19 protein-coding genes are annotated in these 24,361 nt (G+C 62.2%); 8 read left to right on the plus strand and 11 right to left on the minus strand.

Features of this window, described 5'->3' with window-relative positions:
* Positions 1-76: 76 nt before the first annotated feature.
* The 5 genes from I2G20_RS13020 to I2G20_RS13040 all read left to right on the plus strand — a co-directional run bounded on the left by I2G20_RS13020 (position 77) and on the right by I2G20_RS13040 (position 5,398).
* Positions 77-1,357 (plus strand): murein hydrolase activator EnvC family protein, encoded by a 1,281-nt coding sequence (locus tag I2G20_RS13020; RefSeq protein ID WP_196260162.1) that lies wholly within the window; start codon positions 77-79, stop codon positions 1,355-1,357.
* Positions 1,357-2,754 (plus strand): S41 family peptidase, encoded by a 1,398-nt coding sequence (locus tag I2G20_RS13025; RefSeq protein WP_196260163.1) that lies wholly within the window; start codon positions 1,357-1,359, stop codon positions 2,752-2,754. The genes I2G20_RS13020 and I2G20_RS13025 overlap by 1 nt, the downstream gene beginning before the upstream one ends.
* 174 nt (positions 2,755-2,928) lie before the next feature.
* The gene (locus tag I2G20_RS13030; protein ID WP_196260164.1) at positions 2,929-4,140 is read left to right on the plus strand and encodes a divergent polysaccharide deacetylase family protein; all 1,212 of its coding nucleotides are present in this window, start codon (positions 2,929-2,931) and stop codon (positions 4,138-4,140) included.
* A 29-nt stretch (positions 4,141-4,169) separates the two neighbouring features.
* The gene (locus tag I2G20_RS13035; RefSeq protein ID WP_196260165.1) at positions 4,170-4,715 is read left to right on the plus strand and encodes an RNA pyrophosphohydrolase; all 546 of its coding nucleotides are present in this window, start codon (positions 4,170-4,172) and stop codon (positions 4,713-4,715) included.
* Positions 4,712-5,398: an aspartate/glutamate racemase family protein gene (locus I2G20_RS13040; protein WP_196260166.1), complete on the plus strand. Its 687-nt coding sequence runs from the start codon at positions 4,712-4,714 to the stop codon at positions 5,396-5,398. The genes I2G20_RS13035 and I2G20_RS13040 overlap by 4 nt, the downstream gene beginning before the upstream one ends.
* Before the next feature lie 36 nt (positions 5,399-5,434).
* On the opposite strand, the gene I2G20_RS13045 is transcribed toward I2G20_RS13040, so the two are convergent.
* The 8 genes from I2G20_RS13045 to I2G20_RS13080 form a co-directional block, all read right to left on the minus strand.
* Complete coding sequence (locus I2G20_RS13045; RefSeq protein ID WP_196260167.1) at positions 5,435-7,444, minus strand: methyl-accepting chemotaxis protein; 2,010 nt, start codon at positions 7,442-7,444, stop codon at positions 5,435-5,437.
* A gap of 304 nt (positions 7,445-7,748) precedes the next feature.
* Positions 7,749-9,824, minus strand: coding sequence for a methyl-accepting chemotaxis protein (locus tag I2G20_RS13050; RefSeq protein WP_246473080.1), 2,076 nt, complete (start codon positions 9,822-9,824; stop codon positions 7,749-7,751).
* Positions 9,825-9,996: 172 nt separating this feature from the next.
* The gene (locus I2G20_RS13055) at positions 9,997-10,419 is read right to left on the minus strand and encodes a F0F1 ATP synthase subunit epsilon (RefSeq protein ID WP_196260168.1); all 423 of its coding nucleotides are present in this window, start codon (positions 10,417-10,419) and stop codon (positions 9,997-9,999) included.
* A 16-nt stretch (positions 10,420-10,435) separates the two neighbouring features.
* On the minus strand, positions 10,436-11,875 hold the full coding sequence (gene atpD / locus I2G20_RS13060) for a F0F1 ATP synthase subunit beta (RefSeq protein ID WP_196260169.1): 1,440 nt from the start codon (positions 11,873-11,875) through the stop codon (positions 10,436-10,438).
* 17 nt (positions 11,876-11,892) lie between these two features.
* Positions 11,893-12,771, minus strand: coding sequence for a F0F1 ATP synthase subunit gamma (locus I2G20_RS13065; protein ID WP_196260170.1), 879 nt, complete (start codon positions 12,769-12,771; stop codon positions 11,893-11,895).
* Positions 12,772-12,811: 40 nt separating this feature from the next.
* Complete coding sequence (atpA, locus tag I2G20_RS13070) at positions 12,812-14,347, minus strand: F0F1 ATP synthase subunit alpha (RefSeq protein ID WP_196260171.1); 1,536 nt, start codon at positions 14,345-14,347, stop codon at positions 12,812-12,814.
* Positions 14,347-14,907 (minus strand): F0F1 ATP synthase subunit delta, encoded by a 561-nt coding sequence (locus I2G20_RS13075; protein ID WP_196260172.1) that lies wholly within the window; start codon positions 14,905-14,907, stop codon positions 14,347-14,349. Before I2G20_RS13075 ends, atpA begins: the two co-directional genes overlap by 1 nt.
* 231 nt (positions 14,908-15,138) lie before the next feature.
* Complete coding sequence (locus I2G20_RS13080; RefSeq protein ID WP_207747637.1) at positions 15,139-17,319, minus strand: primosomal protein N'; 2,181 nt, start codon at positions 17,317-17,319, stop codon at positions 15,139-15,141.
* Between the two features lie 114 nt (positions 17,320-17,433).
* On the opposite strand from I2G20_RS13080, the gene I2G20_RS13085 reads away from it, so the two are divergent.
* The 3 genes from I2G20_RS13085 to I2G20_RS13095 are packed head-to-tail and all read left to right on the plus strand — an operon-like array spanning position 17,434 to position 21,136.
* Positions 17,434-18,363: a tyrosine recombinase XerC gene (locus tag I2G20_RS13085; RefSeq protein WP_196260174.1), complete on the plus strand. Its 930-nt coding sequence runs from the start codon at positions 17,434-17,436 to the stop codon at positions 18,361-18,363.
* Between the two features lie 47 nt (positions 18,364-18,410).
* Positions 18,411-19,385 carry a DMT family transporter gene (locus tag I2G20_RS13090; RefSeq protein WP_196260175.1) on the plus strand — a complete coding sequence of 325 codons (975 nt, stop codon included), beginning with the start codon at positions 18,411-18,413 and terminating at the stop codon, positions 19,383-19,385.
* A gap of 11 nt (positions 19,386-19,396) precedes the next feature.
* Complete coding sequence (locus I2G20_RS13095) at positions 19,397-21,136, plus strand: hypothetical protein (protein ID WP_196260176.1); 1,740 nt, start codon at positions 19,397-19,399, stop codon at positions 21,134-21,136.
* Positions 21,137-21,220: 84 nt separating this feature from the next.
* Here I2G20_RS13095 and lpdA read toward each other — a convergent pair whose 3' ends face one another.
* Genes lpdA through odhB form a run of 3 tightly spaced genes read right to left on the minus strand, consistent with a single transcriptional unit; the run spans position 21,221 to position 24,298 of the window.
* Positions 21,221-22,627, minus strand: coding sequence for a dihydrolipoyl dehydrogenase (lpdA, locus tag I2G20_RS13100; protein WP_196260177.1), 1,407 nt, complete (start codon positions 22,625-22,627; stop codon positions 21,221-21,223).
* A gap of 37 nt (positions 22,628-22,664) precedes the next feature.
* The gene (locus tag I2G20_RS13105; RefSeq protein WP_196260178.1) at positions 22,665-23,054 is read right to left on the minus strand and encodes an MAPEG family protein; all 390 of its coding nucleotides are present in this window, start codon (positions 23,052-23,054) and stop codon (positions 22,665-22,667) included.
* 20 nt (positions 23,055-23,074) lie between these two features.
* Positions 23,075-24,298, minus strand: coding sequence for a 2-oxoglutarate dehydrogenase complex dihydrolipoyllysine-residue succinyltransferase (gene odhB / locus I2G20_RS13110; RefSeq protein ID WP_196260179.1), 1,224 nt, complete (start codon positions 24,296-24,298; stop codon positions 23,075-23,077).
* Between the last annotated feature and the right edge of the window lie 63 nt (positions 24,299-24,361).

Here is a 24,361-nt window from a genome sequence, read left to right on the forward strand (position 1 = left end):
GCGTGCTTTTGCATTTCTGCGACCCCCCGCTCTCCTTCCGGTCTTAATACTGGCGGGATCGCTTCATTCTGCCCCCTTGGGCGCGCAGGAGAGCGAGCCGGACCCCGTCGACCTCGATACCATCCCCCATGCCGAATTGGAGCCGACCGCCGAGGAGGCCAGCGACGATCTCGCGCGGCTGGCCGACCGGATGCGGCTCACCGACGAGCGCATTGCCCAGATCCGTGCCGAAATCGAGGCGCTCGATGGTGACGCAAGCCGCCTTGCGGCCGAACTCGTTGCCACCGGCCAGCGCGTCGACCTCGCAGGTGAGGATATAAGGCTGATTGAGGAACGGCTTGAAGAGCTCTTTGCTTCCGAGCGTTCGATCCGCCACAGGCTCGACGGGCATGACCGCTCGATTTCCAACCTCCTCGCTTCGCTCCAGCGCATCTCGGCCAGCCCGCCTCCGGCCCTGATCGTTGATCCCTCCGACGCCCTGGGATCGGCGCGAGCTGCTCTCTTGTTGAGCGCTGTTCTTCCCCAGCTTCAGGAACGCGCCCGGACGGTCACCGACAGTCTCAATGCTCTGGTGGAAATCAAACAAACCGCCCTTGCCGAGGCCGAACACCTCAACGCCAACCTTGAAACCCTGAATGCCGAGCGGCTGCGTATCGCCACGGTCATCGAAGCGCGCAAGCAGGGGCTGGAGTGGTTGACCGAGGATCTCCTCGTAGAAGAAGCGGGCGCGCTGGCCCTTGCCGACCGAGCGACCTCTCTCGAACAATTGATCGCCGGGCTCGAGGCCCGCATCGCAGCGGTTACCGCAGCGGGAGATGCCCGCACCGCGGCTGCGAGCGGATCGAGCGTTCCGGTTCTCGACCGCGAAGTCCTTGAGGTCGCCTTTGCCGACCAGACCCGCACCGAGCCGGCTGTCCCCATTGAATCTGCAAGGGGTTTCCTCACGCAGCCTGCCGTTGGCGACCTCGTCGAGAACTTCGGGGCGGCCGACGGTTTCGGAGGCACCGCGCAAGGCGTCAGCCTTGCTACCGCCACCGGGGCTCCGGTTCTCGCCCCCGCCGATGGCTGGATCGCCTATGCAGGACCTGTCCTCAATTACGGCCAAATCGTCGTTATCAATGCCGGCCTCGATTATCTGATCGTCCTGGCCGGCCTCGAAACGGTCGAGGCCACGGTCGGCGAATTCATCCAGATGGGTACGCCGGTGGGTAGAATGGGCGATGCGGCCCGGCAGAGCGGCCCCACTGGCGTTGACGGGCCAACGCTGTATGTTGAAATGCGCGAGGGCGGCATTCCCATCAACCCGCTGGAGTGGTGGATGGTCACCCCCCAGGAACAGGAAAGTGGAACAAGTTGATGACGGTATCTTCGACAACGGCGGCGGGTCGGAAAAACAAGAGCGCGCCTATTTGGGTGCGGTTCGCCTTCGGCGTCATGGCGGTGTTGGCCCTGAGTCTGCCAGGAACCGTTGCCGCCCAATCGGACAATGAGGAAGAGCTCTACCGCCAGCTCGAGCTTTTCGGGTTCGTCTTTGACCGCATCCGCGAGGAATACATCGAGGCGCCTGACGATATCGAGCTTATCCGAGCAGCGATCCAGGGCATGTTGACCTCGCTCGACCCCCACTCGGCCTATCTCAGCCCCGAGAGCTTTGCCGATGTCCGGGAAGATACATCAGGAACCTTCGGCGGCCTCGGCATCGAAGTGACGATGGAAGACGGACTCGTCAAGGTCGTCTCGCCTTATGACGACAGTCCCGCCTCGCGCGGCGGAATCCTCGCCAACGACCTGATCGTGGAAATCGACGGGCAACAGGTGATGGGCATGACACTTGACGAAGCGGTGAGCAAGATGCGCGGGCAGGTCGGCACCGATGTCGACCTTGTCATCGCCCGCGAGAACGCCGACAGGCCGATTGAAGTCACCCTGACGCGCGACATTATTGCCATCTCGGCAGTGCGCTGGAGCTATGAACGCGAGATTCCGATCATTCGCCTTGCCCGCTTTTCAGGCCAGGCCTATGCGGGACTGGAGCGTGCGCTGCGCGAAATCATGGACGCCGAGGACGGTCCGCCTCCAGGCATCATCCTGGACTTGCGAAACAACCCTGGCGGGCTCGTGGACCAGGCCCAGTTCGTCGCCGATGCCTTCCTCTCGCAAGGGGCCATCGTTCTGACCCGCGGCCGCCTGCCCAACCAGAGCGCCCGATACGATGCGGCAGCCGACGACATCGACAGCCTCATTACCGATATTCCGGTCATCGTGCTTATCAACGGCGGCACGGCGTCGGCGGCCGAAATCGTTGCCGGCGCGCTACAGGATCATGGCCGAGCCACGCTCGTGGGGACGCGCTCCTTCGGCAAGGGCTCGGTGCAGTCGATCATTCCGCTCGGCTTTGACGGGGCGATGCGGTTGACGACCGCGCGCTACTATACCCCCGCCAACCGGTCCATCCAGGCGCTAGGCATCACACCCGACATCCAGGTGCTACAGGATGTGCCCGAGGAGTTCCGGGGCCGCGACGAGATCATTGGCGAAGCCGGACTTGCCGGGCATATTTCGGGAGAAGAGGAAGAGGAAGCGACCGTGGGGTCGTCGGTTTATGTGCCGGCAGACCGCGAAGCGGACAATCAGATGCAATATGCCATCGATCTGATCCTGGGGACCGAATCCCATGACGCCTTTCCGCCCGATCCCGCCGCCATCGTAGCCAACATGCGCTCGCCGAACGGGGCGGCAAGTACGTCCAACTAGGGCATTTTAATGCGAGTTTTCCTGGTGAGGAAGGCCGGACCTGAATAGTTAAAGCGCCCGCTCCGATCCAATCGCAGCGGGCGTTTTTTTGAGGCGGATTCCCCGCACCGAGAAAATCGAATAGCGTTGAACTGGTCTTCCGGGCGTGATTCGGCCCCCCTGCCCGGGAGCGCAATGCGGCCACATATGCGGGGGCGGAACCGGATCGGCATGACCGACGAGTTGAGCGCACCCTTGGGCAGGAAGCGGCGCAAGGGCCCTATGCCCGGCCGCAAGCTTGGCTTGGCCCAGTGGCCATGGGCCCGAATTGGCGCAGGAACTCTGTTTCTCGGGGTGGCCGGCATCGTTTTGTGGATTGCCCTGGTCAACGATCCCTCCGGCGGACGGCCGGTGGTCGAAGTGCCCGTAACGACGGCGACCGAGCCAAATCGTGTCGAGATTGAAGTAGGGCGCGAAATCCCGCCGGACGCGGTCGACATCCCCGCAACAGGACCGGGGCCCTCTTTCATATCGCTTGGGGAAAACGGTGAGGGCGTTGCGGCGATCGAACGCAATATTGCTCAGATCACCGCTCATGGCGCCTTGCCGCAGCTTGTCGAGGAAACGCGGCACGGCCCCTTGCCCCGCATTGGCAGCGACGGCCTAAAGCCCCATACCGCCTATGCCCGCCCGGCCATCACGCCCGAGGCGGCCGGCGGGCGCAAGCTGATCGCCGTCGTTGTTACCGGCTTGGGTCTCAATCCGACAACGACTCGCCAAGCCATCGATTCACTCCCCGGAGCGGTGACACTCGCTTTCGCACCCTATGGCAACAATCTCCCCGAACTTGCCCAGTCAGCGCGCGGCGCGGGACACGAGATCATGTTGGAATTGCCGCTTGAGCCCTTCGACTATCCCCAGAACGATCCCGGCCCGCATACCCTTCTTGCCGACCAGCCCGCACGGGACAATCTCGAAAAGCTGTACTGGATCTTGACGCGCATGGGGGGCTATGTCGGTGTCCTCAATCATATGGGCGCGCGGTTTACTGCCTCGGCCGCCGATTTTTCACCCATTATGGAGGAACTGGGCATACGCGGACTGGCCTATCTCGACGATGGCTCGTCCAACCGCTCGGTTGCCCCGCAGCTGGCGCGCGCCAATGAAGTTCCCTTCGCCCGCGCCGATACAACGCTCGATGCCAACCCCTCCCGCAATGTCATCCTGTCTTCGCTTGCTGCGCTGGAAGCGCGTGCCGCCGAGCGTGGCTGGGCGATCGGCACAATTTCTGCGTTGCCGGTCTCGATCCGCACGCTTGCCGAATGGTCCACGGGGCTCGACGAGAACACCTATCTCCTCGTTCCGGTGAGCGCGCTCTTGACCGACCGGCTCACGGCAGCGCAGTAAGAGCCATCACTCCTTGAAGCGCCAATACAATGACCGACAAGCAAACCCTCCGCGACGCCCTTCCCTATCGCGACTGCGTCGGCATCGCGCTCTTCAACAGAGAGGGAAAGGTGTTCATTGCCCGTCGAATCTTCACGCCAGGGCCGGACACATCCGAGGTTTCACAGCCATGGCAGATGCCCCAGGGGGGCATCGATCCAGGTGAGGACCCGCTGGCCGCAGCGCATCGCGAGCTCTTCGAGGAAACCTCGGTCCGCTCGGTCAAGCTTCTGGGTGCGATAAAGGATTGGATCTATTACGACCTGCCCGACGAAGTTTTGGGCATAGCCCTCAAAGGCAAGTTTCGTGGCCAGCGCCAGAAGTGGTTTGCCTTTGTCCTCTCCGGGGATGAAAGCGAGATCGATCTCGACGCACCCGGCGCAGGCGCGCTCGATCCCGAATTCGATGCCTGGCGCTGGGAGGACTTTTTCCGTGTGCACGACATCATCGTGCCCTTCAAGCGCCCGGCCTATATTGAGGTGCAAAAGGCCTTCGCCCACATCCCCGGACAGTTCTCAGCCGGCACAAGATCATGAAGACGATCGGTATCATCGGTGGGATGAGCTGGGAGTCGACCGCGCATTATTTCGCCGCGATCAACCGGGAAACGGCGCGCCTCAAGGGCGGGCTGCATTCGGCGCCCATCCTGCTTCAAGCGCTTGACTTCGCTCCCATCGCGCAAATGCAGTCGCAGGGCGCATGGGAAGAGGCGGGATTCCTTCTTGCGCAAAGTGCCAGAACGCTTGAAACGGCTGGCGCCCAGATCGTCATTCTTGCAACCAACACAATGCACATCGCCGCCGGTGCGATAGAAACTGCAATTTCATGCCCGTTCCTGCACATCGCCGATCCCACCGCCGACGCGCTGCTGGCCGATGGCGCGGAGACCGTCGGACTCCTCGGCACACGCTTCACGATGGAGATGGATTTCTACAAGGACCGGCTGCGGGAGCGCGGGCTCGACCCACTTGTCCCTGACGTCGATCATACCAATCTCAACGCCATCATCTATGAAGAACTCTGCCGCGGGATCGTCTCGGACGCCTCGCGCGCGATCTATGTGCGCGCCATCGAGCGACTCGCTGCCAGAGGCGCCCAGGCCGTGATCCTGGGCTGCACCGAAATCGGCATGCTTATAGGCGACGACGACAGCCCGCTGCCGGTTTACGACACCACGAGCCTCCACGCCAAGGCTGCTGTCGCGGCGGCCCTGGCATAAAGGGCGTCTAAAAAAGACGCCCTTTCACGGCCAAGGCTAGAACTCGCTCCAGTCCGCATCGACCGCAGCATTGCCCCGCGCGAGGTAGGCACCGCGCGTCGCCTTCATCGTCGCTGGCTTCGGTTTTGAAGCCGGTATTGCCGGGATGGGCACGCTTTTGTCCACGCTCGTATCGAGCCTGAAGATATCGACAATCGTATCGAGGCGATTGGCCTCGGCTTCCGTCTGCTCAATGGCGGCATTGGTCTCTTCGACGAGCGCCGCATTGTGCTGGGTCATCTCGTCCATCTGGCGCACCGCGGTATTGACTTCCTCGATCGCCGATGCCTGTTCGCGGCTTTCCCGCGCAATGCCTTCCATCAGTTCCGTATTTGCCCGCGCCGCTTCGAGCATTACGGCGAGCTTTTCGGCCGCCCGCGCGACGAGTTTCGAACCACCTTCAACTTCCGAGCCGCTCTGCTCGATCAAAGCCTTGACCTCCGAGGAGGCTTCCGCTGCTGATTGCGCCAGCCGGCGCACCTCGATCGCAACGACAGCAAAGCCCTTGCCTGCCTCCCCGGCGCGCGCCGCTTCCACCGAAGCGTTCAGTGCCAATAGATTGGTCTGGAAGGCGATATCGTCGATCAGCTTGATAATATCCGAAACCTTGGCCGACGAGGTCGTGATGCGCTCCATGGCAGCATTGGCTTCACCCATCACGGCGCCGCCCTCTTCGGCCGCGCTGGTCACCGAAAGCGCGGTCTCGCTCGCTTGCTGCGCGCGCTTTGCATTCTCCATGACGGTCGTCGCCAGCTGTTCCATTGCCGCCGAGGTCTCCTCGATCGTCGCGGCCTGCTTGGTGGTGCGCTCGGAAAGATCGTTGGCGCCCGAGAGGATCTCGCTTGTCGCAATCTTCACCGCCCGTGACGTCCCCCGCAGCTTGGTCACGACGTCGGTCAGAGTGTCGGCAACCGTATTCATGTCTGTTTTGAGCTTGAGGAAGGCGCCGCGATGCTCGCCATCCATGCGTCGGGTAAGGTCAGTCTGGGCGAGCGCAGCGAGCACGCTGCCCGCCTCGGAAAGCCCGGCATCGACGCTTCCCAGCAGACCATTGAAATTGGTCGCAATCCGCGCAATGTCGGGGTCGGCGTAGTCTTCCCCGATGCGTATTGAAAAATCACCCTCGAGCGAAGCGGCCACGGCTGCATCGAAGTCGGCCTGGAAGGATTCCATCGTCCGAGCGCGTTCGGCGGTTGCCAGTGCTCGCGCCTTTTCCTCTTCTCCAAGGGCTGCCACAGTCCGGGCGTTGTCCCTGAACACCTCCAGCGTGCGCGCCATTGCGCCGATTTCGTCCTTATTTTCGACATAGTCTATTTGCGCATCGAGATCGCCGTCCGCCAGTGCCTGCATGCTTCCGGTCAGCCGCCCGATGGGGCGTGAAAGGTGAGTATTGCCGATATAAGCCGCTGCGGCGATTCCGGCCCCCAGGCCGATAGCAACGGTCACGAGGATAATCGTGAGCATCTGCAGCTGGAAGGATGTGATGGCGTCTTTGACTGCGTTGAATCCGACGAGATCCTCGGCAACAACCGCATCGATTTCAGCCTGAAATGCGCGCCGGTTCGCCCTATTTTCCGTGTTGTTGCCTTGCTCATTGGCAAGGGCTGGATCGACTTCCCGGCCCAGACGGGCTGTCTCGGTCCGGAATTCACGAAACTCCCCGGCTCGGGCAACCATCGTTTCGAAATCGGTCAGTTCGTCCGCGGCCACCAATGGGCGCCATTCTGCAAGCAACGTATCGATGCGATCGAGATAGTTCATCAGCCCTTCAGCGAAGGGAGCAGCGTCTTCTGTGGTCCGGGAAGCATAGATGCCGCGCGATTCCATCACCACAGCCGTGACGTAGCGATTGAGCCTCTCGCCCAAATAAACCTGATCCGCGTAACTCTCTAACGTGCGGATTTTGGAATTGTATTCGGCAGATACATAGATAGCCATGCCGCCGATAAGCGCCGAGACCAGCCCCATGAGACCGACGATGGCGAAGATTTTTGCCCTAATATTCATGTAATTGCCCCATATGGTCACTGGCTAAGGTGCAACAGCAGGGACAGGCAGGACGCATGGGCTGCTTCTGGCAACCGCCCTTGACGGACAGTCAAGTCCGGACGGTCAATGCGGCCCATGTCCGCCTGTCGGCGGCTCGCATTTGTTTCCCGATTTCGCGCTGCCCCCGCAGCCGATACCGACGTTTTGCATCCTTGGTCGATAAGTTATCCTTGGCGGCTTAATGGCGCGTAAACCTTGACCATACTTGCGAAAAAGAAAAAGCCGCCCACTGGGCGGCTTTTCGGTTCGACGGCAGGATGTGCTAGAACTCGTTCCAGTCCGCATCGATTGCAGCATTACCCTGGCTGAGATAGGCCGTCTGGGCCTGCCGGACCTTGGCTTTGACCGGAGCAGGCGCCGCCTCCGCCGGGCGGGGGGTTGCTGGCGCGGCTGCCGCCCCGCCATCGAGCCGGAAAATCTCGACGATCCGATCGAGCGCTGTGGCCTGCTCCTCGGTTTGGGCGATGGCTGCATTGGTCTCCTCGACCAGCGCCGCATTGTGCTGGGTCATCTCGTCCATTTGCCGTACCGCGGTATTGACCTCCTCGATCGAGGACGCCTGCTCGCGGCTCTGGCGGGCGATTTCTTCCATCTGCGCGGTGTTGGCGCGCGCCGCTTCGAGCATGGCGATCAACTTTTCCGCCGCCTGGGCGACGAGCTTCGACCCCCCGCTCACCTCGCTTGTCGACTGCTCGATCAGCGCCTTGACCTCCGAGGATGCCTCGGCTGCCGATTGCGCCAGCCGCCGGACTTCAACGGCGACCACGGCAAAGCCCTTGCCGGCTTCTCCGGCCCGCGCAGCCTCGACCGAGGCATTGAGCGCCAAAAGGTTGGTCTGAAAGGCAATGTCGTCGATCATCTTGATGATGTCGGACACCTTGGCCGACGAGGTCGTTATACGCTCCATCGCCGCGGTCGCCTCGTCCATGACCTTCCCGCCCTCTTCGGCTGCATTGGTCACCGTTCCTGCCGTCTGGCTTGCCTCCTGGGCACGCTTGGCGTTCTCCATGACGGTCGTCGCCAATTGCTCCATGGCCGCCGAGGTTTCCTCGATGGTCGCCGCCTGGCGCGTCGTACGTTCGGAAAGGTCGTTGGCCCCCGAAAGGATTTCCCCGGTCGCCGTTTTGAGGGCACCCGATGTGCCGCGCAGTTCCATGACGATGTCGGAAAGTTTTTCGGCCACCGCATTGGTATCATGCTTGAGGCGCGCGAAGGCTCCTTCGTAATGACCCTCGACCCGCCGGGTGAGGTCGGTCTGGGCGAGCGCGCTCAGAACGGTCCCGGTCTCGGCCAAACCGCGATCGACCGTCTGGACCAGTTCATTGACCGAATCGGCGAGCGCGTTGAGTTCGGCATCCGCAAATTTTGCTTCGACCCGCTTGCCGAAGTCCCCGGCGACCGCCGCATTGACCACGTCGCCGAAAGCGTCCTGCAATTCCGCCATCATCTTGCGGCGTGCTTCTTCGTCGGCGATGATCTTGGCCGCTTCGGCCTCCGTCATTTCGGCCACTTTGAGCCCATTCTGGCGGAACACCTCGACCGCTCGCGCCATGTCGCCGACCTCATTGGTGAACTCGGTATAGGGCACCTCGAGATCGAATTCGTTTTCCGCAATCCGGCCCATTACGCCCGAAAGTATGGGAATGGGGCGTGAAATCGCCCGCGAAGCAACGATGGCAACACCACCGATGACGACCACCGCGATGCCGCCCACCATCAAAAGGAGGTTCATCGTGTCGGTAACGACAGCTGTGATCGCGTCTTGGTTCACTCCGACATAGAGCAGGCCGAGCACATCGCTGCCCGAGAGATATTTGATCGGTTGGTAGACCGAGAAGTAGTGCTCGCCAGCAAAATCGGTCTCGATATAGACCGCGCCTTCCTCCCTCACCCGGTTGGCAAGGTCGCTGTCGCCTGCGACGGGATCGAGCTTGAGACGTTCGCCATTGGCGTCGGTCATGGAGCCGGTAACTTGCTCGAAAATGCCCGCTTCGGCGTTCCATGCGAAGATCGCCGTCGTTTCGCCGGTCACACGGGCGATCGAATCAGCAAGATCGTGGTTGTAGAAGCGCGGCATCACCCAGGTTCCGATCGAGCCGACGTCGCCCTCCTCGGTCCACTCTACCTGGATGCCGCCCATCCCGCCCAAGACGGTGGCGGCAGTGCGGATGTTGGACTTCTGCGTCGCAACCGCTACGTTCGCGGAATTGGCGGATAGATTGACATAAACGGCAGTGACCACAGCCCCAACCGAGAGTACGACGCCAGCGACCACTGTCGCGGCGATCATGGTCGTCATGCGAATGCGACCGAAGAATTTGCTGGTAAGCCCCTGCATAGCCCTGGCTCCTATCGACGAAATGCCGTGCCCCCACCCAAGGAGATCGACGCATACCCTAAGCAAATTTGTTTAAGTGAACGTTGCCGTTTTTTTCATCACGTTCTTTTTGCGGCCAACAAAAAAGGGCGCCTGAGGCGCCCTTTGACAATTCTTGATTTACTTGCCCTGATCAGTGCGCCGTGGCGCCCAGTGTTCCAAGCTCGAGCAGCAGGTTTTTCCAGGTATCGAGCGCGGTCTGCGCGTGGGCCTTGTCCTCGGGGGATACCGCGGCATCGAGGGTAGCCTGTGCCGCTGCAATGCGCGCTTCCACGTCTGCTCGGCCGAACGCACTGGCAGGCTTGGCCTCTTCGGCGAGGATCGCCACACCCGCATCGGAGATATCGGCAAACCCACCGGCAACAAAAAAGCTCGAACTTGCGCCCGTACGGTCGGTCACCGTGACAAAGCCCGGCTTCAATACGGTCATCACCGGCGCATGATCGCCCATGACCGTCATATAGCCATCGCCCCCCGGCACGACCACCGAGCGGGCTTCGGCGCTGAGAACCAGCGCTTCGGGCGATACGATTTCGACTTTGACGCCATCGGCCATCAGATCGATCCTTTACTTATGCAGCTTCTGCCGCCAGCCTCTGGGCCTTCTTGACCGCATCTTCGATGGTACCGACCATGTAGAAAGCCTGCTCGGGCAGGTGGTCGTACTCGCCGGCAACAAGGCCCTTGAAGGCCTTGATGGTGTCCTCGAGTTCCACATAGATGCCAGGGGCGCCGGTAAAGGCCTCGGCCACATGGAACGGCTGGCTCATAAAGCGCTCGATCTTGCGGGCACGGGCCACGGTCAGCTTGTCCTCTTCGGACAATTCGTCCATCCCGAGAATCGCGATGATGTCCTGGAGCGACTTGTAGCGCTGGAGGATTTCCTGCACTTCACGAGCCGTCTGGTAGTGCTCTTCACCGACAATGGACGCATCAAGCATGCGCGATGTCGAATCGAGCGGATCCACCGCAGGATAGATGCCCTTTTCCGAAATTGCGCGGTTGAGCACGGTCGTTGCGTCAAGGTGGGCGAACGAAGTCGCCGGCGCCGGATCGGTCAGGTCGTCTGCGGGAACGTAAATGGCCTGCACCGAGGTGATCGAACCCTTGTTGGTTGTGGTGATGCGTTCCTGCATGGCGCCCATGTCGGTCGCCAGCGTCGGCTGATAGCCCACCGCCGAAGGAATACGGCCCAGAAGCGCCGACACTTCCGAACCGGCCTGGGTGAAGCGGAAGATGTTGTCCACAAAGAAGAGCACGTCCTGGCCTTGGTCACGGAAATGCTCGGCAACCGTAAGTCCGGTCAGCGCCACGCGGGCGCGGGCTCCCGGAGGCTCGTTCATCTGGCCGAAAACCAGCGCACACTTGGAGCCTTCGGTCGAACCGCCATGCTCCTTGGGGTCTTTGTTCACGCCTGATTCGATCATCTCGTGGTAAAGGTCGTTCCCCTCGCGGGTGCGCTCGCCCACACCGGCGAACACCGAATACCCACCATGCGCCTTGGCGACATTGTTGATCAGTTCCTGGATGAGAACCGTCTTGCCCACGCCGGCTCCGCCGAACAGGCCGATCTTGCCGCCACGGGCGTAGGGGGCGAGCAGGTCCACGACCTTGATGCCGGTCACCAGAATCTGTGCTTCGGAGGACTGATCGACAAAGGCCGGCGCATCCTGGTGAATGCCGCGACGGCCTGCGGTCTTGACCGGACCTGCCTCGTCGATCGGCTCGCCGATGACGTTCATGATGCGCCCGAGCGTCTCGTCGCCCACCGGAACCGAGATCGATTCGCCCGTATCGACGACTTCAGCACCACGGGCCAAACCCTCGGTCGTGTCCATGGCAATCGTGCGCACTGCGTTTTCGCCCAGATGCTGGGCGACCTCGAGCACAAGCCGGTTGCCGTTGTTGTCCACTTCGAGGGCGTTGAGAATCGCGGGCAGGTGACCGTCGAAGGTGACGTCCACAACGGCGCCTGTAATCTGCGAAACGCGGCCGATTTTCTTGTCTGCCATAGTGTTCTGTCCTTACCTTAGAGCGCCTCGGCGCCCGAAATAATTTCGATCAGTTCCTTGGTGATCTGGGCCTGACGCTGGCGGTTGTACGAAAGCGTCAGCTTGTTGATCATCTCCCCGGCATTGCGGGTGGCGCTGTCCATCGCACTCATCTGCGCGCCGAAGAACGAAGCGTTGTTCTCCAACAGCGCGCGGAAAATCTGCACGCTCACATTGCGAGGCAGAAGGTCGGCAAGGATAGCATCCTCGTCGGGCTCGTATTCGTAGTACCGCGCCAGCCCTTCTTGGCCCGTTGTTTCGTCGAACTGCGCCGGGATGAGCTGCTTGGCGGTTGGGATCTGCGAGACGACCGAGCGGAATTCGGCGTAAAACAGCGTTGCTACGTCGAATTCGCCCGCGAGGTACATCGCAAGCACCTTTTCTCCGATGGCCTGCGCGGTGGTGTAGCCGAGCTGCTTGACCTCGCGCAGCGAGATGGTTTCGAGCATGTTCCTGGCAAACGAGCGCTTGAGGATATCGGCGCCCTTCTTGCCCACGCACAGGATCTTGACCGTCTTGCCCTCGGCAACGAGCTTGCTCGCCGTTTCGCGCGCCAGCCGCGCGATCGAGGAGTTGAACCCGCCGGCGAGGCCGCGTTCCCCCGTCGCGACGACCAGAAGATGGACGTCGGACTTTCCTGTTCCCGAAAGGAGCGCGGGCGCGCCCTCCCGGCCCTTACAGGCCGAAGCCAACCCGGAAAGCACCGTGCCCATGCGTTCGGCATAGGGACGCGCGGCAACCGCCGCGTCCTGGGCCCGCTTGAGCTTGGCCGCGGCGACCATCTGCATGGCCTTGGTGATCTTCTGGGTCGATTTGACCGAGGTGATCCGGTTCTTGAGGTCTTTCAATGAGGGCATGACGCCTCAATGCTCCTTGCCAGACGTGCCGAACAGGCCCTTAAGCCGCGTAGGTCTTCTTGAATGCATCAAGTGCTGCAATAAGCCGCTCCTTGATGGAATCGCTGAGCGCCTTTTCCTTGGCGATATCGCCAAGGATATCGGCATGCTTGGACCGCAATACACCCAGAAGCGCCTTTTCGAACGCTCCCACGCCACGCACCGGCAAGTCGTCGAGATAGCCGTTGACGCCCGCAAAGATCACCGCGACCTGCTCTTCGGTCTTCAAAGGTGAGAACTGCGGCTGCTTCAGCAGCTCGGTCAGACGTGCGCCGCGGTTGAGCAGACGCTGGGTCGCCGCATCGAGGTCCGAACCGAACTGGGCGAAGGCCGCCATCTCGCGATACTGGCTGAGCTCGCCCTTGATCGAACCGGCAACCTGCTTCATCGCCTTGATCTGGGCCGAACCGCCCACGCGCGAAACCGAAAGACCCACGTTCACCGCCGGACGAATGCCCTGGAAGAAGAGATTGGTCTCCAAAAAGATCTGGCCGTCGGTGATCGAAATCACGTTGGTCGGGATATAGGCCGACACGTCGTTGGCCTGCGTTTCGATCACCGGCAGTGCGGTGAGCGAGCCGAGCCCGTGGTTCTCGTTGAGCTTTGCAGCGCGTTCTAGGAGGCGGGAGTGGAGATAGAAAACGTCGCCCGGATAGGCTTCGCGCCCGGGAGGACGGCGCAGCAGCAAAGACATCTGGCGGTAGGCGACGGCCTGCTTGGAAAGGTCGTCATAGGCAATCACGGCATGCATGCCGTTGTCGCGGAAATATTCGCCGATCGCGCAGCCGGTGAACGGCGCAAGGAACTGCATCGGCGCGGGGTCCGAAGCGGTCGCGGCAACAATGATCGAATATTCGAGTGCTCCGGCGTCTTCGAGCACCTTGACGAACTGCGCAACGGTCGAGCGCTTCTGCCCGACGGCCACGTAGACGCAGTAGAGCTTTTCGCTTTCTGCAGCCCCCGCGGCGTGCGCGGGCTTCTGGTTGAGGAACGTGTCGAGAATGACGGCGGTCTTGCCGGTCTGACGGTCGCCAATCACCAGCTCACGCTGGCCGCGCCCGATGGGGATCAGCGCATCGATGGCCTTCAATCCGGTCGACATCGGCTCGTGCACCGATTTGCGCGGCAGGATGCCCGGGGCCTTGACGTCGACGCGGCGGCGCTCGGTATATTCGATCGGGCCCTTGCCGTCGATCGGATTGCCCAGACCATCGACAACGCGCCCGAGAAGGCCCTTGCCCACCGGGGTATCGACGATCGAGCCGGTCCGCTTGACGACATCGCCTTCCTTGATGTCGCGGTCGGCACCGAAAATAACGATACCGACATTGTCGGTCTCGAGGTTCAGCGCCATGCCCTTGATGCCGCCGGGGAATTCGACCAACTCGCCGGCCTGCACGTTATCGAGACCATAAACGCGCGCGATACCGTCACCGACCGAAAGCACCTGACCGACTTCGGAAACCTGGGCTTCCTTGCCGAAATCCTTGATCTGGTCTTTGAGGATCGCGGAAATTTCCGCAGCCTTGATATCCATTAGCTGATCCCTTTCATGGCGATCTTCATGGCCGAAAGTTTTGTCTTGAGCGAGGTGTCGATCATCTTCGAGCCGACCTTGACCACAAGGCCCCCGATGAGGCTTTCATCGACACGCGCATTGAGGGTGATATCCTTGCCCAGTTTGCCCTGGAGAACCTTGGCGAGCTCTTTTTCCTGCGCCGCAGTCAACTTGGTGGCCGAGACGACATCCGCCGCCACCTCGTTGCGCGCCTCGGCGGCTAGCGCCTTGTAGGCGGCAATGATCGCAGGCAGCGCAAAGAGCCGCCCGTTCCTGGCAACCAGCCGCAGCGTGTTGGCGACGAGCTCGGACGTCTTGGCTTTCCCAAGGATCGCCTCGAGCGCCTCGCGCTTGGCATCGGCGGAAATGGTTGGGCTTTTGAGAAACCGGGCAAAATCGTCCGAGGACGCGATGAGACCGGAAATGGCATCGAGATCCTTTTCGGTCGCCTCGACAGCCTTGGCGTCGCTGGCCAGATCGAAAAGCGCTGCCGCATAGGGTCGCGCGATCCCGGTAAGAACGGACAGTGTAGCGCTCAAGCCCTCAAACCCCGCTGCTGACCGTCATCTCATTCAACAGGATGGACCCGATGGCCGGTGATGAATGCGAGACGGGCGTGAATACCTCGACGAACCTGGGCTTCACCAGCGGCAAACGCGCGGTGCGCCTAAAGTTCGGGCTGGCCTTATCATGCCCAAAACGGGCACGCAATCCCAAGCTGGCCAATTTGCGGCGGCTCAAATGTCGCATAAGGGGCAGATGCGATCCGCTCAATAAAAGCTCATCGGATCGATGTCCACCTGGACCCTCAGGTTCCCCCGCGCCGGAACGGCATTTTCGAGCCAGAAGCGCACATAGCCCGAGAGGTCGAAACCCTTGGGACTCTGGACCAGTATCCGCACACGGTGCCGCCCCCTGACCATCGCGACCGGGGCATCTGCCGGCCCGAAACGCCGCACCTCGCTTGCGAGCGGCGCCGAACCCATCAGCCGTCTCGCGTAATCGGCCGTCTCTGTATGATCCTCGCCCGAAATGATAAGCGCCGCGAGCCTTCCGAACGGGGGCAGCCCGCCCTCCTCGCGCACCTTGAGCTCATGGGCGTAAAACCCTTCGCGGTCCCCCGCAATCATCGCCCGCATGACGGCGTGGTCCGGATGGTAGGTCTGCAGGAGCGCCTTGCCCGACCGGCTGGCCCGCCCTGCCCGGCCGGTCACCTGCGTGAGGATCTGGAAGGTCTTTTCCGCCGCGCGAGGATCGCCATGCGCGAGCCCGAGATCGGCGTCGACCACCCCGACAAGGCTGAGCTTTTCAAAGTGATGGCCCTTGGCAACGAGTTGGGTGCCGATAATGACGTCGTAATCCCCGCGCGCAATTTCTGAAAATCGCTCGCGGATCTGTGTCATCGACCCCATGTCAGAGGAAAGCACCACGGTTCGCGCGCCGGGAAACCGTTCGGCCACTTCCTCGGCCACCCGCTCGATGCCCGGCCCCACCGCCACGAGGGAATCGGTTGCCCCGCATTGCCCGCAAACCTCCGGCGCACGTTCCTCGTGCCCGCAATGATGGCACATCAGCACGCCCCTGAATCGGTGCTCGACAAGCCAGGTTGAACATTCAGGGCATTGATATTGATGTCCGCAAGCCCGGCAGAGCGTGAGCGGCGCATAGCCGCGGCGGTTGAGGAACAAAAGCGCCTGCTCGCCCCTATCGAGCGCATCGAAGACCGCCCGCGCCAGCCTCGGGGCGATCCACTGGCCCTTTTCCGGACCCTCAACCCGCATGTCGATGGCCGAGATGTCGGGCAATGCGGCATCGGCGAACCGGCTTTCCAGCCTTATATGCGCATAACGCCCGTGCTCCGCATTATGACGGCTCTCGATGGAAGGCGTGGCCGAAGAAAGAATAACCCGCGCCTCGGCGAGCGAAGCGCGCACCACGGCCATGTCGCGCCCGTGATAATTGACCCTGTCCGCCTGCTTGAACGCCCCGTCATGCTCTTCGTCAAGCACGAACAATCCAAGCTCGCGGAACGGCAGGAACAGCGCCGATCGCGCACCGATCACCGCCCGGATGTCTCCGCTCAACACCCCGCGCCAGACTTTTGCCCGCTGCACAGGGGTCATGTCCGAATGCCATTCGGCGGCCCGGTGCCCGAAGCGTTTTTCAAATCGTTCGAGAAAGGTGTGTGTGAGGGCGATCTCGGGAAGGATGATCGCCGCCTGCTTGCCGGCCCTGAGCGCGTCGGCGACGCTCTCGAAAAACACCTCCGTCTTGCCCGAGCCGGTTATCCCGTCGAGCAGCGCCACCGAAAACCCGCCCTCGGCACCTTTGTCGTGGGCACGCAGCTTTTCGAGCGCGGCCTGCTGGTCCCCCGAAAGCGTTGCCGGCGCAAAATCGGGCTCGGGCGGGAGGACCGGCGGCGGCGCTGGCATTTCCACCGCTTCTAGTGCCCCGGCCTTCACCAGCCCGTCGATAACCGAAGCCGAAACCCCGCTCGCCCCGACAAGCGCCGTCTTGGCCCAGGGATGGTCCTCTCCTTCGAAAAAATCGAGCACCCGCGCCCGCGCCGGCGTCAGCCGTTCGGGCACATGCCCGGTGCGCCTCAGCGCAACGATCGGCCGTGGCGGATCGAGCGCCTCCCGGCTCCGCAATGCCCCGCGCAGGACCATACCCGGCTGGGCAAGCGTATAGCGAGACACCCAATCGACGGTTTTCAAAAGCTCGTCGGGAAGCGGTGGCAGATCGAAGACATGGGCAATGTCTTTTGTGCGGTTGTGGGCGAAATTGTCCTTGGGTGCCCCCCAGACCACGCCGAGTGTCGGACGCGGACCCAGCGGCACGATGACAACAGAGCCGCGCTCGACCACCATGCCTTCGGGCACGCGATAGGAATACGGTCTGTCCACGGCAACGGCGACCATGACGGCAACGATGGAACCGGGCTCGAACATCATCGGGCTCAAAACGGGAAGAGAGGCGCCACAATAGGCGGTAATCGCGATTCGGCCAGACCCTCACGTGACACTCTTCGATCTTTATAAAGAAAACCGGCCTATCTTCGGGCCATGACCGACACCGGATTCGCCCTTTCCGAAACCCTCAGACATTTGCGCGCAGGTTGGCTCGAAGAGCTTTCCGCCATCCGCCGCCTGTCGCCCAAGACCGTCGAGGCCTATGTTCGCGATCTTGATCAGTTGATGTTTTTTCTTTCCGGCCATATCGGCGGCACAATCGATCTTGCCGATCTCAAGTCCTTGCGGGCCGCCGATCTGCGCGCCTTCCTTGCCGCCCGCCGGCGCGTCGGGATCGGGTCGACCTCGCTGGCGCGCGGGCTTTCGGGGATAAAGTCCTTTTTCGCCCATCTCGAGCGCAATGGCGTCATGGCGCTCGAAGCCCTTTCGGTTATCCGCACCCCCAAACGGCCTGCAACACTGCCCAAGGCGCTGACCGTTAGCGAAGCGAAATCGGTCATTGAAACGGTCGACGAGATGGAGACCCGGCCCTGGGTTGCCGCACGCGACGCCGCCGTGATCGCGCTCTGCTATGGGGCGGGCCTGCGCATCTCCGAAGCGCTCGCCGTCACGCGCCGCGATCTCGATGGGCAGAGCCTGCGGGTTACCGGCAAGGGCGGCCGCGTCCGCCTCGTGCCACTGATCGCCGCCGTAAGGGAGGCGATCGCTGAGTATTTGAAGCTCTGCCCTTTCGCGACCGGCGCCAGCGAACCGATGTTCAAAGGCACGCGCGGCGGCACACTCTCGCCCCGCCTCGTCCAGCTCCGCGTGGAGCAATTGCGCGGCGCACTCGGACTTCCGGCATCGGCCACGCCCCACGCCCTGCGCCATTCCTTCGCCACCCATCTTCTGGGCAGGGGTGGCGACCTGCGCGCCATTCAGGAGCTTCTCGGCCACGCCTCGCTTTCGACAACGCAGATCTATACCCACGTCGATACCCAAAGGCTGCTCGAAGCCTACGCCCGCGCGCACCCCCGAGGATGAAAACGGCGGTGGCGGGAACTGCAATCGGGGTGTAGACCCTCTCTATCATGACCGCTCCTTCTTCATCCTCCGCCCTTCCCGATCCGCGTGACGAGGCCTGGGGCTTGACCCTGGCCGCCCTCGGCGCTGCCTTCTTTGCGACCAAGGGCATTTTCGTCAAGCTCGCACTGGCCGACGGGCTCGACCCGGTCACCATCCTCACCTGGCGCATGATCCTGGCTACGCCCGCCTTCATGGTGCTGGGCTGGATGGGCTTTTCGGCGCGGAAGCGAGGCAGGGGCCGCCATGCGGGGGAGACGGTAGAAATGCGCCCGGTTCTTCTTGCGGCGGGCGTCGGAATTCTCGGCTACTACGGCGCGAGCTATCTCGATTTCGCTGCTCTTGCCTTTATTTCCGCCCAGCTCAACCGGCTGGTCCTGCTCACGTACCCCTTCATGGTCCTGATTTTGGGCGCCATCCTGTTCCGCCGCAAGCTCGCTTGGCAGGCGGTCTTGGCCGCGCTCATAGCTTATTGCGGCATTGCGGTGATCTTTACCCGGGATCTCGCCATCGAGGGTGAGAATGTACTCGTTGGGACCCTTCTGGTCCTCGGGGCCGCCGTCACCTATGCGCTCTACCAGCTCTTTGCCAAACCCGCGATCGATGCGCTGGGCTCCCAGCTCTTTACCGGCATAGCGATGAGCGCAGCCGGAGCCGCGGTTTTTACCCATTTCCTATCGACCCACCCGATCACCGCGCTGGCGATCGACGCGTCCACGCTCATGGTGCTTATGGCGCTTGCCCTCCTGGCAACGGTACTGCCTGTCTTCATGATCGCCGCAGCTATCGGGCGCATCGGGGCCGAGCGCACGGCCGTTTTCGGAAACATCTCACCCATCGTCACCATCGTCCTTGCCGTTGTCATTCTGGGGGAGGATTTCACCCTGGTTCACGGGCTCGGAACGGCACTGGTAATTTTCGGCATTTTGCTGTTCACTCGCCTCACCCGGCACAAACCGAGACCGGACAACGCCGCGGCCTGAGGGGACGCAAAATGAGGAAAACGGGCATATTGATGGGCAGCGCCGTAGTGGCGTTTGCCCTTTTGGCATCCTGGCCTGCGCTGAGCCAGTCCATCGATTTCGGCGACGACACGAGCCGCTGGGCCAATGACGGCCAATGCGACGATCCCCGCTTCGAGGGCACTGGCGCCGCCGCCGTTCGCATAGCGGCCGACGAAGGGCGTGACGCAACCGACTGCCGGACAGCATTCGAGGCTGGCACCGTGACCCTGGTCACGGATGCGCCCGAGCACCAGGCAGAGGTATCCGAAGCCCCCGAGGAAGGCGAAATCGATTTCGGAGATGATTCCGGCACCTGGGCCAACGACGGCGAATGCGATGATCCGCGTTTTGGTGGCGGGCTCGAGAGCCACCGCCGCGCCGACGCCACAGATTGCCGCTCCGCCTATGAGGCAGATTCCTCGATCTACATCGGCGAGAGTGACGTGTCCGACACTGGAGACATCGACTTTGGCGACGATTCCGGTACATGGGCCAATGACGGCGAGTGCGATGACCCGCGTTTCGGTGGCGGGCTTGAGAGCCACCGCTTCGCCGACGCCACAGATTGCCGCGCTGCTTATGAAGACGATCCCTCGATCTACATCGGCGAGGGAGGCTCGAACGGCGACATCGACTTTGGCAACGATTCCGGCTCATGGGCCAACGACGGCGAGTGCGATGACCCACGCTTCGGTGGCGGGCTTGAGAGCCATCGTCGCGCCGACGCCACAGATTGCCGCGCCGCTTATGAGGCAGATCCCTCGATCTACATCGGCGAGAGTGACGTGTCTGACACCGGAGACATCGACTTTGGCGACGATTCCGGCACGTGGGCCAACGACGGTGAGTGCGATGACCCGCGCTTCGGCGGCGGACTTGAAAGCCACCGCCTCGCCGATGCCACGGACTGCCGCGCCGCCTATGAGGCCGATCCCTCGATCTATATCGGCGAAAGCGAGACGTCCGATATCGACGGCATCGACTTCGGTGACGATTCGGGCGCCTGGGCCAGCGATGGCGAATGCGACGACCCCCGCTTTGGCGGGGGACTTGACAGCCACCGCTTCGCCGACGCCTCGGACTGCCGCGCGGCATACCAGGCCGATCCCTCGATCTATCTCGGAGACAGCGGACCGGTAACCGGAAGCCTCGATTTCGGCGACGACTCGGGGGACTACACCCATAGCGGCGTGTGCGACGACCCGCGCTTCGAAGGAACGGGTTCGGCCAGCGTTCTGCTCTTTGCCGACCGCATGGCCGATGCCACCGATTGCGAGACCTTGTATCGTGCCGGCGAAATCACCTTCGCCGGAGTGAGGGGCGACCCTGCTGTTGCTGGCGTCAACGAGATCGATTTTGGCGACGATACCAGCGACTATGCCAATAACGACAAATGTGACGATCCGCGTTTCGATGGTCCCGGCACCGACAGTGTCCTGCTGCACGGAGACCGCGGCCATGATGCCAGCGATTGCCGCGCGCTGTTCCTGTCCGGGGAAGTCTGGCTCGCCGGAACGTCATCGGACACGACGGGATCGACAAGCGAGTCCTCCTCGTTCCGTATCAATTTCGGCGACGATTCAGGTGACTATCCCCATGACGGCGAGTGCGACGACCCCCGTTTCCAGGGTCGCGGAGCCGCATCGGAGCTGTTTGAAAGCAATCGCATGCGTGACGCCACCGACTGCCGTGCCGCCTACGACGCCGGCACCGTGACCTATGAGCCCTAGGCTTTTCCGGCAGCCCATGAAAAAGGGCCGCGTCCCACCGACGCGGCCCTTTCTCTTTTCAGCACAGGCGCAGCGCCCGTGCGATCAAATGTGTATCGAACCGTCCCCGAGCCCCAGCGCAGCCTCGCGCACCGCTTCGCTCATCGTTGGATGCGCATGGCACGTGCGGGCGAGATCTTCGGCTGAACCGCCGAACTCCATCAGTACCGCAGCCTCGTGGATCATCTCGCCCGCGCCACGTCCAACGATGTGACAGCCCAGCACCCGATCGGTCGCCTTGTCCGCGAGAATCTTGACGAACCCGTCGGTCGCCAGCATCGCCTTGGCGCGCCCGTTCGCGGTGAAGGGGAACTTGGCGGCCTTGTAGTCGACACCCTCCGCCTTGAGTTCGTCTTCCGACTTGCCCACCGAAGCGACTTCGGGACTGGTGTAGACGACCCCCGGGATCACCCCATAATTGACGTGGCCTGCCTGGCCCGCGAGAATTTCAGCAATTGCGATCCCCTCATCTTCGGCCTTATGCGCCAGCATTGGCCCCGCGATCACATCGCCAATGGCGTAGATGCCATCGACATTGGTCTTGTAATGCCCGTCGGTCACGACCCGCCCGCGCTTGTCGAGCTCGACCCCCACGCCGTCGAGCCCAAGTCCTTCAGTATAAGGCACGCGCCCAATGGCGACCAACGCGACATCGACCTCGATGCTCGCCGCTTCCCCGCCCTGAGCCGGTTCGATCTGCGCAATAAGGCCCTGGTCCGATTTCTCGATTCCCGTGACCTTGGTTCCCAGCTTGAACTCGAAACCCTGCTTGGACAGCATCCGCTGGAACTGCTTGGCGACCTCGCCATCCATCCCCGGCAGGATGCGATCGAGGAATTCGACGACGGTCACCTTCGCCCCAAGCCGCGCCCAGACTGAACCGAGTTCGAGCCCTATGACCCCAGCACCGATCACCAGAAGATGGCCCGGCACCTTGTCGAGCTCGAGCGCACCCGTCGACGTCACGATCTTTTCCTCGTCGATCTCGATGCCCGGCAGGTTCGCCGGCACAGAACCCGTCGCGATGACGATGTTCTTGGTGGTGATCTCGCTCACCGTGCCGTCTTCGGCAGTGACCGTCACCTTCCCCGCCGCCGCGATTGTGCCTGTGCCGTAAAACGCCGTGATCTTGTTTTTCTTGAACAGATACTCGATGCCGCTGGTGTTGGATGCAACCACGTCGTCCTTGTGCGCCATCATTGCTTCGAGATTGATTCTTGGCGCATCGACCTCAATGCCGAGTTGGGGGAAGCTGTGCCTGGCTTCCTCAAAAAGCTCGGAGACATGCAGCAAGGCCTTGGAGGGAATGCAGCCGATATTGAGACAGGTGCCGCCGAACGTCGGCCACTTCTCGACCACGGCAACCTTCATGCCCAACTGCGCCGCGCGCACCGCGCAAACATAGCCGCCCGGTCCGGTGCCGATAACGGTAAGATCGAAAGTGTCGGCCATGATGGTGTTCCTTAGCTCATTATCTTTTGAGGATAGATCAGACGACGATCCCGGCAAACATCAGGATCAACCCGACCGCCGAAACGATCCAGATCGCGCTGCGCAGATAGGGTATGCCCGCCAGATAGAGAGGGAGATAGGCCCAGCGACTCCAAAAGTAGAGATGCGCGCCCCACAAAGTCAGCTCGCCGCCGCGCCCGCTCAATTCGACGGCTACGACGAGGGCGACAAAAACAGCATAGGTTTCGAGCAGGTTGCGCAGGGCTCTCTCGGCCCTGCCATTGAGCACGTTCGGCGGCGCTTCACCGTCGCGCGCGCCCCCCGCGAACACAACCCCATGCTGCAGCCGGTAACAAACTGACTGCGCGAGGACATAGAACGCGACCAGCGGCACGCTCCAGACAAGAAGATTCAGTTCGCCGGACATAGCGGCTTCCCCGCTAAACCCTAGAGATCGAGCACCAGCCGTTGCGGATCCTCGAGGCTCTCCTTGACCCGCACGAGGAAGGTCACCGCTTCCTTGCCGTCCACGATCCGGTGATCGTATGAGAGCGCCAGATACATCATCGGGCGGATGGCGATCTGTCCGTCCACCACCACGGGGCGCTCCTGGATCTTGTGCATCCCGAGGATGCCCGACTGCGGCGCGTTGAGGATCGGGGTCGACATCAGCGAACCATAGACCCCGCCATTGGAAATGGTGAAGGTCCCGCCCTGCATGTCGGCCATCGAAAGCTGGCCGTCGCGGGCTGCGCGGCCGAGCCGGCCGATTTCCTTTTCGATCTCGGCAATCGTCATCTGGTCGGCATCGCGCACCACCGGCACTACGAGACCCTTGTCAGTCCCGACCGCGACCCCGATATGGGCGAAATTCTTGTAGATGATGTCTGTGCCGTCGATCTCGGCATTGACCGCCGGGATTTCCTTGAGCGCATGGACCACGGCCTTGGTGAAAAAGCCCATGAAGCCGAGCTTGACGCCGTGCTTTTTCTCGAAGAGGTCCTTGTAGGCGTTGCGCAGGTCCATGACCGGCTTCATGTCCACCTCGTTGAAGGTGGTGAGCATGGCGGCGGTCGCTTGCGCATCCTTCAAGCGCTTGGCAATAGTCTGACGCAGCCGGGTCATCTTGACCCGCTCTTCGCGGGCCGCATCCTCGCCCTGGGACGGCGCGCGGGCAGCAGCCGGAGCAGGCTGGGCGGCGGGCGCCGATCCGGTGCCCTCGAGCGCCTTCATGACGTCTTCCTTCAGGACCTGCCCCCGCTTGCCCGAACCGGCGACATCGGTGGTGTCGACCTCTTTTTCGGTCGCGAGCTTGGCGGCCGAGGGTGCAGGTGGCATTTCGGTCTTGGTTGGCGTGGCGGCAGGTTTGGGCGTCTCCTCTGCCTTGGCTTTTGGTGCTTCGGCGGGCTTTTCGACCGCTTTTGCCGGCGCGGCCCCGGCCGCGATTGCCGCGATCAGCGCGCCCACCTCGACCGTGTCCCCTTCATTGACCGAGATCGCTTCGAGCGTACCTGACACCGGCGCAGGCACTTCAATGGTCACCTTGTCGGTTTCAAGCTCGACAATCGGCTCGTCGGCAGCGACCGCATCGCCCACCTTCTTGAACCATTGCCCGATGGTGGCTTCGGTGACGCTTTCCCCGAGGGTCGGAACGCGGACTTCAGTGGACATCTCTTGGGTATCCTTTTGTTTGTCTCATCTGGGCGCGGCAAATGCGTGAGGCCGCCGCGCGCC

The sequence above is a fragment of the Pelagibacterium limicola genome, from assembly GCF_015694405.1.
GTDB classification, from domain to species: domain Bacteria; phylum Pseudomonadota; class Alphaproteobacteria; order Rhizobiales; family Devosiaceae; genus Pelagibacterium; species Pelagibacterium limicola.

Excerpts from the sequence above, each read along its gene's own strand:
- I2G20_RS13025 (WP_196260163.1), top strand. The coding sequence starts at position 1,357 with ATGACGGTATCTTCGACAACGGCGGCGGGTCGGAAAAACAAGAGCGCG.
- I2G20_RS13030 (WP_196260164.1), top strand. The coding sequence starts at position 2,929 with ATGCGGCCACATATGCGGGGGCGGAACCGGATCGGCATGACCGACGAG.
- I2G20_RS13035 (WP_196260165.1), top strand. The coding sequence starts at position 4,170 with ATGACCGACAAGCAAACCCTCCGCGACGCCCTTCCCTATCGCGACTGC.
- I2G20_RS13040 (WP_196260166.1), top strand. The coding sequence starts at position 4,712 with ATGAAGACGATCGGTATCATCGGTGGGATGAGCTGGGAGTCGACCGCG.
- I2G20_RS13045 (WP_196260167.1), bottom strand. The coding sequence starts at position 7,444 with ATGAATATTAGGGCAAAAATCTTCGCCATCGTCGGTCTCATGGGGCTG.
- I2G20_RS13050 (WP_246473080.1), bottom strand. The coding sequence starts at position 9,824 with ATGCAGGGGCTTACCAGCAAATTCTTCGGTCGCATTCGCATGACGACC.
- I2G20_RS13055 (WP_196260168.1), bottom strand. The coding sequence starts at position 10,419 with ATGGCCGATGGCGTCAAAGTCGAAATCGTATCGCCCGAAGCGCTGGTT.
- atpD (WP_196260169.1), bottom strand. The coding sequence starts at position 11,875 with ATGGCAGACAAGAAAATCGGCCGCGTTTCGCAGATTACAGGCGCCGTT.
- I2G20_RS13065 (WP_196260170.1), bottom strand. The coding sequence starts at position 12,771 with ATGCCCTCATTGAAAGACCTCAAGAACCGGATCACCTCGGTCAAATCG.
- atpA (WP_196260171.1), bottom strand. The coding sequence starts at position 14,347 with ATGGATATCAAGGCTGCGGAAATTTCCGCGATCCTCAAAGACCAGATC.
- I2G20_RS13080 (WP_207747637.1), bottom strand. The coding sequence starts at position 17,319 with ATGTTCGAGCCCGGTTCCATCGTTGCCGTCATGGTCGCCGTTGCCGTG.
- I2G20_RS13085 (WP_196260174.1), top strand. The coding sequence starts at position 17,434 with ATGACCGACACCGGATTCGCCCTTTCCGAAACCCTCAGACATTTGCGC.
- I2G20_RS13090 (WP_196260175.1), top strand. The coding sequence starts at position 18,411 with ATGACCGCTCCTTCTTCATCCTCCGCCCTTCCCGATCCGCGTGACGAG.
- I2G20_RS13095 (WP_196260176.1), top strand. The coding sequence starts at position 19,397 with ATGAGGAAAACGGGCATATTGATGGGCAGCGCCGTAGTGGCGTTTGCC.
- lpdA (WP_196260177.1), bottom strand. The coding sequence starts at position 22,627 with ATGGCCGACACTTTCGATCTTACCGTTATCGGCACCGGACCGGGCGGC.
- I2G20_RS13105 (WP_196260178.1), bottom strand. The coding sequence starts at position 23,054 with ATGTCCGGCGAACTGAATCTTCTTGTCTGGAGCGTGCCGCTGGTCGCG.
- odhB (WP_196260179.1), bottom strand. The coding sequence starts at position 24,298 with ATGTCCACTGAAGTCCGCGTTCCGACCCTCGGGGAAAGCGTCACCGAA.